Origin of the sequence: Streptomyces yatensis, assembly GCF_018069625.1 — a bacterium.
In the GTDB taxonomy this organism is placed as follows: Bacteria; Actinomycetota; Actinomycetes; order Streptomycetales; family Streptomycetaceae; genus Streptomyces; species Streptomyces yatensis.
Genome location: NZ_CP072941.1, coordinates 5,457,862 through 5,471,166, shown reverse-complemented (window position 1 = coordinate 5,471,166; position 13,305 = coordinate 5,457,862). Strand labels below are relative to the sequence as shown.

General features: G+C 66.6%; 17 protein-coding genes and 1 pseudogene. 6 read left to right on the top strand and 12 right to left on the bottom strand.

Features of this window, described 5'->3' with window-relative positions:
* Nucleotides 1-61: 61 nt before the first annotated feature.
* Both J8403_RS44380 and J8403_RS44375 read right to left on the bottom strand, forming a co-directional pair.
* A complete protein-coding gene (locus J8403_RS44380) occupies nt 62-184 on the bottom strand; it encodes a hypothetical protein (protein WP_269788926.1) in 123 nt (40 codons plus the stop codon).
* Between the two features lie 13 nt (nt 185-197).
* Nucleotides 198-326, bottom strand: coding sequence for a hypothetical protein (locus J8403_RS44375; protein WP_269788925.1), 129 nt, complete (start codon nt 324-326; stop codon nt 198-200).
* Between the two features lie 662 nt (nt 327-988).
* Between J8403_RS44375 and J8403_RS22925 the strand changes: the two genes are divergently transcribed.
* Together J8403_RS22925 and J8403_RS22920 are read left to right on the top strand one after the other, a co-directional pair.
* On the top strand, nt 989-1,759 hold the full coding sequence (locus J8403_RS22925; protein WP_206332813.1) for a helix-turn-helix domain-containing protein: 771 nt from the start codon (nt 989-991) through the stop codon (nt 1,757-1,759).
* Nucleotides 1,756-2,229 (top strand): NUDIX hydrolase, encoded by a 474-nt coding sequence (locus J8403_RS22920; RefSeq protein WP_211124802.1) that lies wholly within the window; start codon nt 1,756-1,758, stop codon nt 2,227-2,229. The genes J8403_RS22925 and J8403_RS22920 overlap by 4 nt, the downstream gene beginning before the upstream one ends.
* On the opposite strand, the gene J8403_RS22915 is transcribed toward J8403_RS22920, so the two are convergent.
* The 8 genes from J8403_RS22915 to J8403_RS22880 form a co-directional block, all read right to left on the bottom strand.
* Entirely contained in the window at nt 2,217-2,783 is a 567-nt protein-coding gene (locus J8403_RS22915; RefSeq protein WP_211124801.1) for an HD domain-containing protein, read from the bottom strand. The two genes, J8403_RS22920 and J8403_RS22915, sit on opposite strands and share 13 nt — an antisense overlap.
* Nucleotides 2,784-2,793: 10 nt before the next feature.
* The gene (locus J8403_RS22910) at nt 2,794-3,240 is read right to left on the bottom strand and encodes a GntR family transcriptional regulator (RefSeq protein ID WP_211124800.1); all 447 of its coding nucleotides are present in this window, start codon (nt 3,238-3,240) and stop codon (nt 2,794-2,796) included.
* 147 nt (nt 3,241-3,387) lie between these two features.
* Nucleotides 3,388-4,479: a helix-turn-helix domain-containing protein gene (locus J8403_RS22905; RefSeq protein WP_281427945.1), complete on the bottom strand. Its 1,092-nt coding sequence runs from the start codon at nt 4,477-4,479 to the stop codon at nt 3,388-3,390.
* 27 nt (nt 4,480-4,506) lie between these two features.
* Nucleotides 4,507-5,169, bottom strand: coding sequence for a hypothetical protein (locus tag J8403_RS22900; protein WP_211124798.1), 663 nt, complete (start codon nt 5,167-5,169; stop codon nt 4,507-4,509).
* Nucleotides 5,170-5,391: 222 nt separating this feature from the next.
* On the bottom strand, nt 5,392-5,724 hold the full coding sequence (locus J8403_RS22895) for a hypothetical protein (protein ID WP_211124797.1): 333 nt from the start codon (nt 5,722-5,724) through the stop codon (nt 5,392-5,394).
* Between the two features lie 1,035 nt (nt 5,725-6,759).
* Entirely contained in the window at nt 6,760-7,218 is a 459-nt protein-coding gene (locus J8403_RS22890) for a flavoprotein (RefSeq protein WP_246585944.1), read from the bottom strand.
* 124 nt (nt 7,219-7,342) lie between these two features.
* Complete coding sequence (locus J8403_RS22885; RefSeq protein ID WP_211124796.1) at nt 7,343-7,945, bottom strand: hypothetical protein; 603 nt, start codon at nt 7,943-7,945, stop codon at nt 7,343-7,345.
* A 460-nt stretch (nt 7,946-8,405) separates the two neighbouring features.
* Nucleotides 8,406-8,972 (bottom strand): TetR/AcrR family transcriptional regulator, encoded by a 567-nt coding sequence (locus tag J8403_RS22880; protein WP_211124795.1) that lies wholly within the window; start codon nt 8,970-8,972, stop codon nt 8,406-8,408.
* Between the two features lie 131 nt (nt 8,973-9,103).
* Here J8403_RS22880 and J8403_RS22875 point away from each other — a divergent pair, with 131 nt between their 5' ends.
* Nucleotides 9,104-10,045, top strand: a complete 942-nt coding sequence (locus tag J8403_RS22875; RefSeq protein WP_211124794.1) for an NADP-dependent oxidoreductase — start codon at nt 9,104-9,106, stop codon at nt 10,043-10,045.
* 40 nt (nt 10,046-10,085) lie between these two features.
* Here the strand turns inward: J8403_RS22875 and J8403_RS43735 are convergent.
* Nucleotides 10,086-10,238: pseudogene (locus J8403_RS43735) on the bottom strand (ABC transporter permease); the annotation flags it as partial.
* Nucleotides 10,239-10,536: 298 nt separating this feature from the next.
* Here J8403_RS43735 and J8403_RS22870 point away from each other — a divergent pair.
* Entirely contained in the window at nt 10,537-10,968 is a 432-nt protein-coding gene (locus J8403_RS22870; protein WP_211124793.1) for a hypothetical protein, read from the top strand.
* Nucleotides 10,969-10,984: 16 nt separating this feature from the next.
* Here J8403_RS22870 and J8403_RS22865 read toward each other — a convergent pair whose 3' ends face one another.
* On the bottom strand, nt 10,985-11,152 hold the full coding sequence (locus J8403_RS22865; RefSeq protein ID WP_165449173.1) for a hypothetical protein: 168 nt from the start codon (nt 11,150-11,152) through the stop codon (nt 10,985-10,987).
* Between the two features lie 194 nt (nt 11,153-11,346).
* Between J8403_RS22865 and J8403_RS22860 the strand changes: the two genes are divergently transcribed.
* Nucleotides 11,347-12,513: a sensor histidine kinase gene (locus J8403_RS22860; RefSeq protein ID WP_211124792.1), complete on the top strand. Its 1,167-nt coding sequence runs from the start codon at nt 11,347-11,349 to the stop codon at nt 12,511-12,513.
* On the top strand, nt 12,501-13,145 hold the full coding sequence (locus J8403_RS22855) for a response regulator transcription factor (protein ID WP_211124791.1): 645 nt from the start codon (nt 12,501-12,503) through the stop codon (nt 13,143-13,145). Before J8403_RS22860 ends, J8403_RS22855 begins: the two co-directional genes overlap by 13 nt.
* Nucleotides 13,146-13,305 lie beyond the last annotated feature (160 nt).

The window sequence follows — 13,305 nt, the reverse complement described above, 5'->3', positions numbered from 1 at the left end:
AGTAGGGCGGCCGTTCCCGAGTTGCGGGGTGCTGCCGCCCTGCTGGCGGGGTGCGTGGGCGTTACTTCTTGCCGCCCTTGAAGACCTGGAAGCCCTGTGGCTTCGGGGTCGGCGGGTTGGTCGCGCCGGGGTCGCGGCGCGGCAGCGGCGGGGGCGGTGTCTGGGAGGCGTTCTTACGCTTCATGGCGCTGCCCCCTTCAGCCGCGCTTGGCGCGGGCGTTGTCCTCGCTGCGCTTGTTCTGCTCGGCGTTCCTGCGGGCCAGTTCCTCCCGCTCGGCCTCGGTGAGCTGGACGACGGCGCCGGGTATCCGGACAGGGAGCTTCATCGGGAGCCCCCCGACCGGACGCGTCGCAGGGCCTCGTCCATGTCCGGGTCACTGTCACCGGGGTTCGCGGCGAGGATGCCGCGTGTCATGCTGGTGATCACAGGTTCCTCCAACCAGGTGCCTGTACGCGGTCCCCGGGTGCCACCGGGGACCGCATCTGTTTTGACCTCTCTCACGAGTGGCCACAGCCACCCGGCAACCGGCGCTGGAGCGCTGTTGTCGGGGACTGTGAGCACTGGTGCTCAACCCGGGATTCGTACGCCCCGGGTAAAAGTTCTGCGGTCTCAGATCACTCGATGCCGGCCACCGCTTCGAAGAGCGGAGCCGGGCAGGTCACCCGGCCCGACATGGGCGGTCGGGGTGGTGACCTGCACCCATCACCACACGTGTGCATGTGGCTGGGTCGGCACTCTGTGGAGTTCTCAAAGCACGAGCGCTGCCTTCGAACCCGTGTCACGGGGTGCTCCGGACGCTGTTGCGATACATGTAACACATGTATCGCTCCACCCGTCAAGCGACTGCCGAGCGGCAGTGCTCTTTGGTGTGACTCCAGATTGCTGGCGCAGCGTCAGACGTACGACTGCGCTGATGGACGGCTCCAGGACGACTCGCTAGGGTCGAAGTCGTCCCAAGACGTCCCTGCCCTGCGGGAGGACGACGAGATGGCCAACGAGCGGCTCCGAGGCGCGATCTTGGAGCGCGGATTCACCTACGAAGAAGTCGCGGAGCGCCTGGGCGTCGCGGCCAAGACGGTGGAGCGCTGGGTCAGCGAGCCAACCCGCAAGCCCTACCGCCGCTTTCAATACGCAGTGGCGTCTCTGCTGAGATACGAGGTGTCCTACCTCTGGCCCGATGAGCGCACCATGGCGGAAGTCGCGGCTGCGGGCAATGCCGAGTTGGTCAAGCTCTACCCGCACCGATCCGCCGTGCCGCACAGCCTTTGGCCCACTCTCTTCTCCCAGGCCCTCCGGCACTTCGACGTGCTGGTGTACTCCGGCTTCTGGCTCACGGAAGACTCGGCATTCCTGCGCGTCGTGAAGGAGAAAGCCAGCGCCGGTGTACCGGTCCGCTTCATGCTCGGCGACCCGGACAGCGCGGCCGTCGCGACGCGAGGCGATGACGAGGGCATCGGCCCGTCCATGGCCAGCAAGATTCGCAACGCCCTGCTGAACTACAGCCCCCTCTTCGGCCTCCCTGGCGTGGAGTTCCGGCTGCACAGCACCACGCTCTATAACTCGATCTACCGGACGGACAACGAGCTGCTGGCCAATGGCCACGTCTATGGCGTCGGTGCGTACCTGGCGCCGGTTCTCCACCTCCAGCGGGTCCCAGGGGGCGAGCTCTTCGACACCTACGCTGAAAGCGTCGAACGCGTCTGGGAGGGCGCACGTCCGATTTCGTCCCCTACCGATTGTGCAGGCATTCACGCATGAGCCGCATCGACTATTACCACGACCCCGACGGGCCCAAAGCGAACTCCGTCGTGCCATCCGTCACCGCTGTGGTTCAGGACGAGGCAGGGCGCCTCCTGCTCATTCACAAGACGGATAACGACCTGTGGGCCCTCCCCGGAGGGGGCCACGACATCGGCGAATCTGTCTCCGAAACCGTCATCCGAGAGGTGGCAGAGGAGACAGGCATCACCGTCGAGGTGGACAACATCGTCGGGCTCTACACCGACCCCAACCACGTGATGGCGTACGACGACGGAGAGGTCCGGCAGCAGTTCTCGATCTGCTTCCGAGCTCACCCCACCGGCGGGCAGCTCCGGACGAGCAGCGAATCAAAAGAGGTCCGCTGGGTCTCCCCAACGGACCTCGATGACCTCGACATTCACCCGTCGATGCGGCTGCGCATCACGCACGGCTTGGATGCTTCCCGGAGCGAGCCCTACCTCGGCTGACCGGCTTCTGCCTCAGCCATTCGGCTCTCGACCCGCGCAGCAGCAGCATGGATCTCGGGGGCGGCGCGCTGAATGAATCGGGCGACGATCGTGTCCGGCCCGTAGCGCTGCACGATCTCATCGAGCCGCGCGGTCGGCGTCGTGTGGCCACCGTCCGGGGTCGTTGTCATGTCGCAGAAGATGAGCGCATCCACCAGCTCGGGCCGCTCCATCGGGAACTCCCTCTCCAGCTCCTCGCGCAGCCCCCGCTCCTCGGCCTCCAGGAGCGCGCAGGAGTGGTGCGCCACAAGCCGGACGACACGCTCGTCGGCGCCCTCCTGGTCCCGCAGAAACCGTGCACCGTCGAGAGGATGGAAGCCGGTGGTAGCGATCGAGGGCGAGTACCCGATGTCGTGGAGAACCGCGGCGGCCTCCAGGAGGTCGGCATCGCGGCCGAGGATCGGACGTAGGGAAGTAGCGCGCTTCGCGACGCCCAGAGAATGCGCCCAGCGGCGCGGGAGCGGTTCGGCCAGCAGCGATTCGGAGAGCGCGTATGCCCGCTCGGTCAATGCCATGCTGGCCAGCCTACGAAGTCTCGGTGGCAGCCGGGAGAGCACGAACCGTGCGGCCCTTGCCCTGGGCCGTCACGAGCAGCCCTTGCCCCTCCATCTGCGCCAGAGCCCGGCGTACCGCTGTCCTCGATGCCCCGAAGTCTTCGCAGAGCCGAGCTTCGGAGGGGTAGGGATCCCCGACGGCGAGTGGCGTTGCCGTGATCAGCTCTGTCATGCGCTCGATCAGCGGGCGCTGATCGGCCGCTCCGTTCACCGCACGGCCAGCCCCGGGCACCGAGTGGATAAGGCCCTCATCCTGGAGCAGCGCCAAGGCCCGTCGGACCGTCGTCCGCGATACGCCGTGCTCCCCCATGAGCTGCGCTTCAGAGGGCACCGTCGAAGTGATTCGTCCCTCCCTGATCTCCTTGCGCAGAGCATCCGCGATCACCAGATACGTACCTCGCGGGCTAGCCCCGGGCATGTTGGCCTCCTTCGGTCCTGTTCGAATGCTCACGACCTAGCCTCGCATGCCTGCGAGTGAAGACGCCGTTGTTGAGAACTGGGCACGCCTAGGAGGGGCTGATGCAACAGAAAATGGTCGGCAATCACCTGCGTTGGTTTCGATATCTCAGCCGCTGACCAAACGGAGATTCGGGCGAACTTTCGAATAACTGGACTCTTGTTCGCCGTCAATTACTAGCGGAACCAAGCCAAAGACATGCCTGTTTAGCTCATCGACAGTGATGTTTAGGTCGTCTGCCATTTTTGATGTAGGGAAGTCGCTTGCCCGGAGGGCCGAGAATACCTTTCCGAGGAGCTGTGAGCTTTCGCGAATTATTCCGTCTGGCTCCCCGCGCCGATACCCCATTTGCGACAAATGTTTCACTGTCGTGCGGTATCTCCAATCGGTCACAAGGCCAAGATCTTTGAGTCGATATGCCAGTGCGACCGCAGCAACTTTCCACTTTTTCTTAGCGCTCAGGATTCGCTTGGCGTCTGCATTATGCAACATCTGAGCCAGGATCCCTGACCGTGGCATTAGAAACGCTGACGCAAACTGTTGTGCTTCATTTTCAGCTTCTGGGCCGTGAGGGATTCTGTGTTGCGCATGCAACACCAGGTGGCCAAGCTCGTGAGCAGCGTCAAAACGGCCGCGCTCCCCACTTTTCTCAAGATTCAGGTAGATGAAGGGGGTCTTCTCTTTCCATCGCAGCGAGAAAGCGTCTACCGAGGCGCAGTCGGCTGCTAGGGAGAATACCCTAACTCCGTGAGACTCTAGTAGGTGAACCATATTTGGGATGGGTGCCTCACCTAGGCCCCATAGGGCACGCACCCGCTCAGCAGCTTCTTCGGGACTTAGGTGCGGGAGAGTAGGAACGTTTGGCTTCGGCAAGGTGAAGCGCTCTTCCATCCACTGGTTGATCTCGATGGCCAACCTGCCAGCGGCGCGAGCTGAATCCCTGTCGAGGGCGCTCATCTTGGAAAGGGCACGGAACGAGAGAGCGTCAATTTCGATTTCTTCGACTTCGGAAGCGGAGAAGAATGAAACAGGAAGATCCAATGCTGACGCCAAAAGGTCCAGCGTTTCGGGAGAAGGTGCCTTGTGGCCATTTTCAAAGGCTGTGAGGCTGCGTACCGAAACGCCGGACTCTTGAGACAATCTGGATAGCGTCATGCGCCTTCGCTTTCGCGCAAGAATTAGCCGCGAAGAAGTCAACATGACTACCATCTCCAATGTTTGGACGAGTTAGATTGCTCCCTTGAACTCCACCGGGACGTCGACGGTGACGTCTTCCACGGCTTCATCAAGCCTCTTGATGTCGAACTCCGGCCCACGGAAGGGGTTCTCATCGAGAACGATCCGTTCGCGCCAGGTATCCACATACTTGCCGTGCATATCCACGGGCATGGAAAGCTCGAACGCAAGTCCTTCTTTGCTCGACTTGTACAACAGGAACCAAGTCGGGATCTCGTTGATGTCGGGGGTCTCCACACGCTGTCCCGGCACGTGGAACAGCGCCAACTGTTCTCCGTTCCACTGGACCAGTCTGGCAACGGCTGGACCTTTCGGGTTCTTAGTCCGAATATCCCCAGACCAGGAGGCCCCTTCTTCGCCGACATTCCCCGAAGCACTCACAGCCGTGATGGCGAAGCGACCGGAGGGATGGATGCACCGCAGGATCTGCTGTGAGTTGCTGTACGTCCAGCCGTCATCCTGCATCTGCTCTCGGAAGAAGCGGTTGCAGCGGGACCAGAACGTGTAGCCGGCCATGCCGGGCGAGTCCAGCTCCGTCGACAGCCTTGCTTCAGCAGAGGCCCTGCCCAGCGGCACGTAGATGTCGTCAGGCTCGAGCCCGAGGGTGTGCAGTCGCTGGACTGCGTCGTCACCAACGTGGCACACGGCTTCCATGTAGTCCTCCCGATCAAACGTTCCAAAAATCTTACCTCACAAGAGGGCCAAATTTTGGAACCGGGCGCATCGAACCTTAGTTCGGCTTTCAGTTACCGTCAAGTAGGTGCCGCATGGTTGCCCACTGTCGCAACAACAACGACTGATCACGCCTTCGGGCTACTGTTTTATCCTGGTTTGGTCGTCTATGAACGCATTCGGCCGATTTGGTGGACTTACAGATCACATGTCAGCCCAAATGGATAGCAGTCCAGCAGTTGTAGAGCAGAGGAGTCCAAGTCCGGCCAGAACTGCTGGCCTGCTGATGTCTGGCACTGTCTGCTTAAGGAGCTGTAGCTGCAGGTACTCGCGGCCGTACAGCACATCGGTCCAACTGCCCTCGGGCGGCGCCTCCTGCTCAAGTCGACTGCTCTTGTCTGCATCTGGAATCGCAGGATCAGACATAATTTGGTCGACACGCTCAAGCTTGGCCTGGAGTTCCTTACGCCTGGTGCCGAAGTCGCGCCACGCAAAATAGAGCCCCATTGCAGGCAGGCCCCCTCCCAGCAGCGTCAACGCTGTGACTGTCCACTTCACGTCGTGCCGACCCCCTCCCGTCCTGGAGTGATCATGCCAGACGATCCATAGCGGATGGCCATGTGATCACCCCTCGGCCTTGAGCCTGTGAAGCAGTCCCAGAGGGACGCGGCCAACCTGTGGCCAGGTTCGTTCCACCAGCGGCAGGGCAGAGAGACGATGCGCAGGTCGGAGCGAGTACGGGGTCTGTGGAGCGACCGGTCTTGAAAGCCGTTGCCGCTTGCGCCCCTAGCTGTTCCACACGCGCCGGGCGCACACCTATCCGCATTCATGCGCTCTACCGCAGAACTCCGAGGTCGCGAGGCTGGCAGGACAACGCTCTCGACCCGCCGGAGGCACAGTGGCTCAGCAGAAGAAGAAGTGGGACCAACCAAAGTGCGGGGCTCCGCTGAAGTACCGCCGTGGTCGTTGCAAGCAACCAGCGCAGATAGGACGCACGTGGTGCGCGGACCACCCTCCCGCCTGGACGAAAGAGGGGGTGGCCAAGCGGAAGGCCGAGGAAGCCAAGCGAGCCCGTAAGCGGTGATCATGTGGGCTGAGACGGGTTCGCTCCGTCTCAGCCCACGCGAGCACCCCGATGCGCGCTCTGTCGCTGAGGGGTTGGCAACACCCCGAGGGGTCAGGTCGCTCAACACGCCTCACAGGCGAACGGCCGAGCCGAAGATCTGTTGTCCTGGTCTTTGTCCAGTGCGCTGACGTACACCACCGTTCACCAACGTACGCGTACCCCGTCTGAGCTGCTGCGTGAACGCCCACAGACGCCCCCGTACAGCCATGCGGACAGTTGGAAAGCGTGTTGGGGGCAACCCCTCACGAGTTCGAATCTCGTATCCTCCGCCAGTGCCTCACCGGGCACGATGTCGAAGGGCCCCACCGCTCGCGGTGGGGCCCTTCGGCGTTGCCCGTCTCAGCTCGGGGTCAGCGAAGCCCTGGCGCCGTCTGGCCAAGATTCCCAGCCCTTGATCAGCAAGCGTGGCGACGTAGCGCCAGGTCTGGTGATCTGCCTCTTCACGATCACCGCACCATGGGGCTCAGCAGTTCCAGTGCTTGCTCCCACCGGAATGTGTCGCGTCCGCCACCGGCCTTCGGCTGGTGCGGCTCGTAGTCGGCGATCAGCACACCCATGTCCCGTAGTCGCTCCAGGCTCTGCCGGTATGCGGGATGGGCGGCCTGGGCGGCGTTCAGATAGGGCAGGGCAGCGGTGGGGATGCCCAGGCCGTACGCCTCGCACACGATGCCCACCGCCAGTGTGTCCGAGATCCCGGCGGCCCACTTGTTGATCGTGTTGAAGGCCGTCGGGGCGACGGCGATGGCGTCCGGAGGCGGGAGGGGGCGTAGGTCGCCGGGCGAGCGCCAGGCGGAGCGGATCGGGTAGCCGGTCTGGGCCTCAACCGCTCGGGCATCGATGAACCCAGCCTCGCGCGTGCGATCGGCGCGTGGACAGACGTCGTGCCGGATCGTGCGGAGAACCACGGGGAATAGCGGAGAGCAAGGCAGACGTCGCCCGAACCTGAATCGCCGCTCCGCCATAGGTCAGCGGGATGGAGACTCGTGGATCACCTGAGCACCCCAAGGGCACTGTCCATGAGCCCAGGAGTCAGAGGAGGTCCCGCCAGAAGGGGATTGTCGCCTTCGGGTTCCAGTTCTCGTCAACGCCGCCACGTGCCTCGTCAAACTCCTGGTGCATGTAGTCGGCCAGGTCCAGGCCGTAGTAGATGGCATCGGTCTGCCACATCGAGAGAACAGGATGGCCGTAGCTCCCCCGACCCGCCGGGAGGTACCGATGGGCGTACACGGGCACCAGCGTCGGCGCTTTCGCGAGATGATGCCGTGCCGTAGTCAGTGCCGCCGCCCCGTCGGCCGGACGTTCACCCCAGCCCTCGTGCCAGAAGCCGTTGTGCTCAACGCTCAGGAGAACGCCTTCCACCGGCCAGCCGAGTTGATCACGCAACTCGTCCGGATCTCCACCGCGCCAGTCGGGCCAAGGCTTGGACCAGGTCTGCCCCTCCTCAGGAGGAACGTTCACCGGAAGGCCAACCGCGAGGAACGCGCGGTGGTCATCTGCGAACTGAAAGCCGTACTCGCGCTCGATGCGCGCGAACTCACCCTCCGACAGCCCCGACTCGAACTCGTAGAGTCCGGTCTGTGCCAAGCAGCGCGCGGCTTCCGCGCCCAGACGTGCCCCCTCATTGCTGATCATCGCCGCACGGTAGCGCCAACGGAACCTGCCGTCACCCGAGTTGACCAGGCGCTCAGTCCGTCTCGGCCTTCGTCTCATTCAGCGCCGTTCACGAGCGTTCAGACAGGACCGAGTGGCGGTCCACAAGAAGGTCCGGTCGCCCATAAACGCAGGTGAACGCCCCCGCATGCTGCCCAAAGCCATCGACACCGTTGGAAAGCGTCTTGGGCAACCCCTCACGGTCATCTCGTGTCCTTCGTCATGCGGGCGTTTTCGTGCACGGGTCTTGGTGTCCTTTGTCTCGTGCCGGATGCTGACCTTCCGCAGGCTGTAGCCGGGTTTGCGCCCGCATTTGTCGCCGCAGCCGTGCTCGATCGGGGCCGGGGCGCCGTGCCGGCGGTGGTCCTTCCGTCACCTCCCATCGCGGCCTTTCGGGCCATGGCACGTGGCCCATCCAGGCTCGCCGACGCCGATGAGTGGATCAGCTTGCGGCGGTCAAGGTCCGCAGCTGGGTCAGCGTCTCGCGGATGACGTCGCCCAGGGCGCGGTCCTCGGCGGCATGGACCCATCGCTCGAAGGCGACACGGAACACGGCGACACCGGTCTCGGCGGCCAGCGTGGCCTCGGCGTCGCCGACACCCCGCCGGCGCAGCCCGTCGGCCACGGCGAGCGACATGGTCGTGAGCTTGATCAGCTCACGTTCACGGAGACTGGCGTTGGCCATGATCACCTCTTGGCGCACCCGTGCGAGGTCGCGGTCGTCGCCGATGACCTGGGCCGCGGCGTCGAGCGCGGCCGCGACGGCGTCCAGCGCCGGTGCTGTGGCCGGCGCCGCCTCCAGGGCGGCGAGCGCCTTCTCCTCCAGTTCGGCCGACGCGTCGAAGAAGACCTCGCGCTTGTCGGCGAAATACCGGAAGAAGGTGCGGGCGGTGACGCCCGCCCGTTCGGCTATATCGGCCACCATGGTCTGTTCGAAGCCACGTTCCAGATACAGCGCCAGCGCGGCCTCCCGCAGTCGGCTACTGGCTCCAGGCTCCCACCGTCCCATGCCGCGAGTTTAGGCGATCGCGACATGGTGACGCTCCGTGCCGGTGCGATCTCATCTCCCTTGATGTCATCAGGTGACATCAGAGTGGTACGGTGATGTCACCTGATGACATCACTCTCTGGAGAGCTCGCATGGCGACGATGAAGCGCATCCAGTACCACCAGTACGGCGGGCCCGAGGTGTTGCGGCTCGAGGACTTCGAGCCCGCACGGCCCGGTGCCGGCGAGATCCTGGTCCGGGTGCGGGCGGCGGCGGCCAACCCGATGGACTGGAAGATCCGCAACGGCGAGATGAAGATCATGACCGGCCGTGGCTTCCCGCGCGGGCTGGGTCATGACTTCGCCGGCGTCGTCGAGGCGGTCGGCGACGGCGTGACCCGGCTCGCCGTCGGCGACGCGGTGCTCGGCGGAGCCGGCATCAAGGCGGCGGGCGCGTTTTCCGAGATGGTCCTTGCCGAGGAGAAGGCGGTCGTGAAGAAGCCGACGGAACTCTCCTTCGAACAGGCCGCCGCGATCCCCACGGTCGGGCTCACCGCCTTCCAGGCCATCACCGGCAAAGGGAAGCTGCGGCCCGGGCAGACGGTGTTCATCCACGGCTGCCTCGGCGGAGTCGGCCGCGCCGCCGTTCAGTTCGCCACGATGCGCGACGCCTCGGTGGCGGGCAGCTGCCGCGCGAGTGCCGCGCAGGACGCGCACGACCTCGGTGTCACCCCGGTCGTGGAGTTCGACTTCGACCCCGCGGCGCTCGGCGGACGGTTCGACCTCGTCCTCGACACCGCCGGTACCCTCCCGATCAAAGCGGCACGGACGTTGCTGAAGCCCGGCGGCCGCATCCTCGACATCACCCCCACTCCCGCGAAATTCGCGAGGAGCGCACTGCCCGGGCCCTTCCAGGTCATGATCGCCCAGCCCATCACTAAGGACCTCGAAGAGGTCGCGCGAGCCGCCGGGCAGGGAATGCTACGGCTGCCGATCGCTCGCACCGTACCGCTCGGCGAATCGATCGCGGCGCTCATGGAGCTCGAACGCCACCGCACGCCCAAGGGCGGCAAGCTCGTCATCGCCGTCGACTGACCGGCACCCACGGCCGGCGCGCGGCGCGCGGCCGGGAGCGTCAGGCGTCGCGTCGGTGTACGGCTCGCCAGCCGGCCAGGAGCACGGCCGTCGCCCATAGTGCCGTCACCCCGAGGCCCGTCCAGGGGCCGAGGTCGCCGGTCGGGTGCTGGTGGAGGACTTGCTGTCCGGCGCGGTCCGGAAGGTAGGCGGCGGCGCTGAGGAGCGGGCGGCCGCCTGACGCGCCGACGCGCCCCGGGGCCGCGCGGCATGGCATGAAGGCGGCGATCGCGGTCACGCCGAGCAGGAGGGCGCGGCCCGATTCTCGTCCCAGTCGGAGTCCGCGGGTCTGGGCTCGCCGATGCGGCGGGCGGCCTCTGCGGTCGTCACGCGGTCTCGCCCGGTCGGAGTCGCTTCCGTCCCAGGAGCGTGCTGCGCTGCCCAAAAACCGCTTGGCCCGCCGCCCTTGGTGGGCGGTACGTTGACCGCCATGACCAGCAACCGAAAGGGCCATGCCGCGTAGGCGCCCCTCAGCCCTGCGGGGCGACATCCCGGTCCGTGTCCTGGGTCGTCGGCGGTATCCGCCGATCGACCGTCTGTCGGGTTCCTGCGCTGCCGCTCTGCGTCGGCTCGAACGCACCCGCTTCTGGCCCGGGGCGATCGAGACGGCCTTCTGGCACTGGAGGACCCTGGCCCACGGCCCTCTGAGATGTCTGGTGGACGCGTTCTCGGCGCCTCGATGCGGCATCCACGAGTGTGGCTGCGATCCGGCGTACTTTCGCGACTTCCTCGAGACGGTGCTCCACGCCCTGCCCAAGAAGAGCGCGCGGGAGCTGCGTGTGCTCGTCCTGGCCCTCGACGCCACGATCGCGGCGAGGGCCAGGATCCTTCCCGTGGACGCTCCGGACAGCCCGTGGTGGCGGGGCCTGTCCGAGATGCCGTAGCGGCCGTCGCAAGGGCTCAGGCGGCGCGGCGGTCGCGGGTCAGGTAGAGGCCGGTGGCGGTGCCGATGGCGGTGAGGCCGGTGACGGAGCTGATGACGATCTGCTCGATGCCGGTGAAGGCGAAGCTGGAGGCGACGTTGACGAGGGCGGCGAGGGCGAGGACCAGCCAGAGCAGGGACTTCATTGCGGGGTTCCTTTCGCGGGGCCCTTGCTGGGCCGGTGGGTCGGTGGGTCGGCCGGTGTCGCGGCCGTTCCTTGTCCGAGCTCTACGATCCCGTTTCCGCGCCGCCGTCTCGATGGGCCGCGCCCCCGATTCCAGGGTGTAGCGCGCTACACCCCCGCTGCCGTGAACCCTCCCCGTCACTTAGCCTGACCGCCATGCGGGAGACGGTGTGGCGCGCGGTGCGGGCCTCGGTGGAGTTGCTGCGGGGGGCGGGGATCGCCCTGGCCTCGTATCTGTTCATCGGGGTGGCGATCTTCGCCGCCGTCGCGATGGTCACCGTCGTGGGCGCGGGGGTGCTGCCCGAGTCCGTACTGCTGGTGCGCAAGACGGCCGGGTACAAGCGGCGGTGGGTGGGCGCCTGGACCGGTGAGCCGGTGCCCGAGGTGTACCAGCCGCTGAACGGGGAGGCGTTCGCGCGGGTGCGGACGGCGGTCGGGGATCCGGCCACCTACCGCGATCTGCGCTGGCTCGGGGCGCACGCGGTCTACGGCTGGCTGCTGGCCTGCTGCGCGATGCCGGTGTGGGTCGTCGGGCTGATGGTCGACGGGGTGTGGTGCGGGCTGCTGAAGCAGCGGGCCGTGGTGCTGCCGCTGATCGAGCGGCTCGTCGACCTCGACGCGGCGTGGTCGCGGGCGCTGCTGCTGCCGTCGCCGGAGGCGCTGCGCACCGCCCGGCTCGCCGAGCGGGTGGAGGAGCTGTCCGAGACCCGGGCCGGCGCCGTCGCCGCCCACGGGGCCGAACTGCGCCGCATCGAGCGGGACTTGCACGACGGTACGCAGGCGCGTCTGGTGGCGCTCTCGATGCGGGTGGGACTGGCCCGGCGGGCGTACGACAAGGACCCCGACGCGGCGCACAAGCTGCTGGAGGACGCGCAGGACCAGGCCGAGGAGGCCCTCACCGAGCTGCGCCATGTCGTGCGCGGCATCCATCCGCCGATCCTCACCGACCGCGGACTCGTGGGCGCCGTAAGGGCACTGGCGGCCGGCAGCGGGCTCGAGGTGTCGGTGGACGACGACGGGGTGGAGGACGGCCCCCGGGCACCGGCGGCGGTCGAGGCGGCCGCGTACTTCGTGATCGCGGAGGCGCTGACCAACGCGGCCAAGCACAGCGGGGCCGAGCGGGCGTCGGTCGAGCTCGTGCGGAGGAAGGATAGGTTGAGGGTCGCGGTACGGGACGAGGGGCGGGGCGGGGCCGATCCGGCGGGCGGCAGCGGGCTTCTCGGCATGCGGCGCCGGGTCGCGGCGCTCGACGGGACCGTGGAGATGACCAGCCCCGCCGGGGGGCCGACGCTGATCGAAGTGGAGCTGCCGTGCGTGTGGTGATCGCCGAGGACAACGCTCTGCTGCGGGAGGGCATGGTCCTGCTGCTGAACTCCGCCGGGCACGAGGTGGTGGCGGTCGCCTCCAGCGGCCCCGAGGTGCTGCCCGCCCTCCTCGAACACCGTCCGGACGCGGCCGTGCTCGACGTCCGCATGCCGCCGGGCTTCCGCGACGAGGGGCTGCGCGCGGCGCTCGCGGCGCGGCGGGAGATCCCCGGTCTGCCGGTGCTGGTGCTCTCGCAGTACGTCGAGGAGACCTACGCGACCGAGCTGCTGGCCGATGGCGCGGGCGGGCTCGGCTATCTGCTGAAGGACCGGGTGGGGCGGGTCGAGGAGTTCCTGGACGCGCTGGAACGGGTGGTCGCGGGCGGTACGGCGCTGGATCCCGAGGTGGTCAAGGAGCTGATGACCCGGCGCCGTGACGATCCGGTGGACTCCTTGACGCCGCGCGAGCGCGAGGTGCTGCATCTGATGGCGGAGGGGCGGGACAACACCACGATCGCTCGGACGCTGGTGGTCTCGGAGCGGGCGGTGAGCAAGCACATCGGCAATGTCTTCGCGAAGCTGGGGCTGCCGCCCAGCGATAGTGGGCATCGGCGGGTGCTGGCGGTGTTGGCGTATCTGAACAAGGGGTAGGGCGAGGGGGCTCCGCCCCTCACCCCCGCCGGGGCTCCGCCCCGGACCCCGCTCCTCAAACGCCGGAGGGGCTGGAAGATTGGGGTGTACCGCCCCCGCCGCGCCCGCGCCTCCTCAAACGCCGGAGGGGCTGGAGGAGCGGGGCTCAGGGGCTGGAAGA